This window comes from uncultured Blautia sp. (assembly GCF_902497045.1).
GTDB lineage: Bacteria > Bacillota > Clostridia > Lachnospirales > Lachnospiraceae > Blautia_A.
Map to the genome: position 1 here is coordinate 1 of NZ_CABVDF010000243.1, position 3,980 is coordinate 3,980.

A 3,980-nucleotide genomic window follows, 5' to 3' on the forward strand; every position below is an offset into this window, starting at 1 on the left:
AGGAAAACAGTATATTCTGTAATTACCTATTCTAGTATATAATAAACGCTCCGCGAGGATGCGAAAAATTTATCAGGAGCAGGGGACATATGGAAAAGACAGAGATCCGTATTTCTGTCCGCAGTCTTGTAGAGTTTATTTTGCGGAGTGGAGATCTGGACAGCAGAAGAGGAGCAATGGATAAGGAGGCGATGCAAAAGGGAAGCCGCCTGCACAGAAAGATCCAGCGACAAATGGGGGGCAATTACAGGCCGGAGGTTCCTCTGAAATATGATATAGAGTATGAAGATGTGGTTTTGCGGATAGAAGGAAGAGCAGACGGGATTTTTACAGAGGACGGAAAGACTTGTATTGATGAGATCAAAGGTGTATACAGAAAAGTAGAAACCTTGGAGTCAGCCGTACCGGTACACAGAGCTCAGGCCATGTGTTATGCTTTCATAACGGCTGATCAGGAAAATCTGGAAGAAATTGACGTACAAATGACATATGCGAATCTGGACACCGAGGAGATCAGGAGATTTCGAGAGACATTAACCAGAACATTTCTGAAAAACTGGTTTCAGGATCTTGTTGACCAATATCATAAATGGGTTTCTTATCGTCAGTTATGGAAAGAAAAAAGAGATGCATCCATGAAAAAACTGGAATTTCCATTTTCTTACAGAAAAGGTCAGAGAGAGATGGTGACAGGTGTCTATCATGCTGTTTCCAGCAAAAAGCAGATTTTTGTTCAGGCTCCTACCGGTGTAGGAAAAACGATGTCTTCCGTGTTTCCGGCTGTACGGGCAGTGGGAGAGGGAAAAGGCGAGATGATATTTTATCTTACTGCCAAGACTATCACAAGAACGGTTGCTCAGGATGCTTTTGAGATCCTGAGACAGCGGGGACTGCTTTTTCAGACTGTGACTATTACTGCTAAGGAAAAGCTGTGCTGCTGCGAAAAGCCGGAATGTACGCCGGAAAAATGTCCTTATGCAAAGGGGCACTTCGACAGAGTTAACGAAGCAGTTTATGAGTTGTGGACGTCGGAGCAGTTTTTTTCCAGAGAAAAAATTATAGCTCAGGCAGAAAAATTTAAAGTCTGTCCATTTGAAATGTGTCTGGATCTTTCTTTATGGGTAGATGGGGTGATCTGTGATTATAATTATGTATTTGATCCGAATGTCCATTTAAAACGTTTTTTTGGAGAAAATGTTTCAGGAGAATATATTTTTCTTATTGACGAAGCACACAATCTGGTAGAGCGCGGAAGGGAAATGTACAGTGCGTCTCTGGCAAGAGAGGACATTGTGGAAGTACGTAAATTTATAAAGCCTTATAGTCCGAAACTGTATCGTGTTCTGGGCAGAGTGGCAAAACAGCTGCTGGAATTGAAAAAAGAAAGTGATCCCTGTCTTGTAATGGAAAATACGGGAACGCTTCCTCTGACCCTTCTTCAGGTACAGGGAGAGATGGACAGACTTTTAGAGGAACCTCCTTCTCAGGAGGTAGTGGACGGTATTTTGGAGCTTTATTTTGATATACGGGATTTCCTGAATATTTCAGAGCTGACAGATGAGAATTATGTGATCTACGGAGCGGCAGGAGAGGATGGAAAATACAGAGTTCATCTTTATTGTGTGAATCCGGCGGCCAATCTGCAGGAATACCTTAGCAAAGGACGCAGCGCAGTATTTTTTTCTGCAACCCTGATTCCCATGCAGTATTACAGGAGTCTTCTCAGTACAAGAGAAGACGACTATGGAATTTATGTGCGGTCGCCTTTTGACCAGAAAAACAGACGCATTCTTATCTGTGCGGATGTAAGCAGCCGCTATACCAGAAGGGGATACGGGGAATACAGGAAGATCGCAGAATATATTGCAAGAATGGCGTGGCAGAAAAAAGGAAATTATATGGTGTTCTTTCCTTCATACCGCCTTATGGAGGATGTTTTTCATGTATATGAAGAGGAATTTTCATCTGACTGGGTAAGATGCATCTGTCAGACTTCTTCCATGAATGAACGGGAAAGAGAAGAGTTTTTGGAAGAATTTAAAGATCAGAAAGAGGAAACCCTGTTAGGCTTTTGTATTATGGGAGGGATTTTTTCTGAGGGGATAGATCTTATGGGAGACCGTCTGATCGGAGCAGCGATTATAGGGACAGGACTTCCACAGGTGAGCCTGGAAAGAGAACTTCTGAAACAATATTATGATAAACGGGGAGAATGTGGATTCAATCATGCATATCGATATCCGGGAATGAATAAAGTTCTTCAGGCAGCCGGAAGAGTGATCCGGACACGGGAGGATAAAGGAACCATTCTTCTTATGGACGAACGCTTTTTGAATACAGATTATCGTATGCTGTTTCCGGCAGAATGGGAGGATGCAGCTGTGTGTAGACTGGGAAATGTAGAGCAGTACCTGAAGCAGTTTTGGAAGGGATTTCCGGAGGAGATTTCTTGACATCTGAGAAAATTCAGGTATACTGTAGTAAAGTTTCAGATAAAGAAAATCCAGCTGTCATGTCCTGACAGGGACAAAGAAGCTGGCTGAAATAAAGGAGAGATTTATGAAAGCTGGAATCGGTAGCCGTCTCGGAATACTTTTGGGGGCTTTATTTCTGTGTCTGTTTCCTTCGTCAGCGCAGGCAGCAGTGGCTGAAGAAAATTTGTTTTCTCATGTGGAAGAGGCACAGATTCGTCCGATAAAAGACGGATCGGAAAAATATCTTTTAAAAAGTGACAGTTTTTATTGCCTTAAAGAAGACGGGACAAAACATGCAGAAGCCGGTGTTCATTATTTTGATCATATGGAAATTGACGGCACAGTTTTTAACGGCTTTTATTATCATGACGAAACAGGACATTTTATGGCGGGAACACCTCATATAGTCTCGATCAAAGGTCTTTCCTGTGAGACAGAGGACTCAGAAAAAGTATTTGACGGGCTGTATATGGCAAACAATCTGGGAAAGCTCTCGGCAGCTCCGCAGATCCGTTATATTTCAGGTCTGATGATCGACAAGACTTCATATGAAGGTTACTATTATTTTAATGAAGATGGCCGTATGGTTACAGAACCAGGGCTTCATACACTGGAAATGGCATCTAATGGACAGATGTTTTCCGGTACCTATTATTTTGGTGGAAACAATGGCGTTCTGGTACAGGAAGCCGGTGTGACTCCTGAAGGATTTCCTGTAGATGAAACAGGAAAAGTTTCCGACATGGAGAATCTGGGAATGGAAACACTGGAACCTCAGCTAAAATCTATGATCGCAGGGTATGAAGGAACCTGGAGTATTTATGTGAAAAATCTGAATACAGAAGAGGAGATCATTCTGAACGATCAGAAGATATATCCGGCCAGTCTGATCAAGGCGTTTGTTATGGCGGCCTCCTATGAAAATATGGATCAGATACTGGAGCATGAGGCGGCTCTTATGAAGAAGGAACCGGATGATGCTGAGGTACAGACAAAAGTGAATGATCTGTTATGGAATATGATCACCGTCAGTGATAACGAATCCTGCAATGAGCTTGGAAGACTTCAGTCAGAAAAACATGATTTTCTGGACGGGGCAGAAAAGGTAAATGAGTTTATCCAGAAAGAGGGCTACTCCGATACGGTTTACCAAAGTACGCTTCATCCTTCTGCTTCTCCAAAGGTCAGTATGGGAGAACACAATACATCTACAGTAAGTGACTGCGGTGCGCTGCTTGAGAGCATTTTCAGAGGTGACTGTGTAAGCAAAGAGGCATCCGAAAAAATGCTGGAACTTTTGATGAACCAGAGGAATACCACCAAGATCCCTGCAGGGATCAGCGCAGATATACCTATTGCCAATAAGACCGGAGAGACTGATCAGGATCAGCATGATATGGCAATTGTTTATGGACCAAAAACAACATATATACTCTGTGTGATGTCTGAAGATTTTAAGAGTGCAGAGACAGCCATTGAAAATATACGTACCATATCCGGAGTCGT

The 3,980-nt window shown here is 42.7% G+C and carries 2 protein-coding genes; both read left to right on the forward strand.

Going from position 1 to position 3,980, the window contains the following annotated elements; all coding sequences use genetic code 11:
• Positions 1 to 89: 89 nt before the first annotated feature.
• Positions 90 to 2,453: an ATP-dependent DNA helicase gene (locus RDS42_RS13080; RefSeq protein ID WP_308784046.1), complete on the forward strand. Its 2,364-nt coding sequence runs from the start codon at positions 90 to 92 to the stop codon at positions 2,451 to 2,453.
• 106 nt (positions 2,454 to 2,559) lie between these two features.
• Positions 2,560 to 3,980: serine hydrolase (locus RDS42_RS13085; RefSeq protein ID WP_308784047.1), on the forward strand; the 1,421-nt coding region annotated here is incomplete at its 3' end.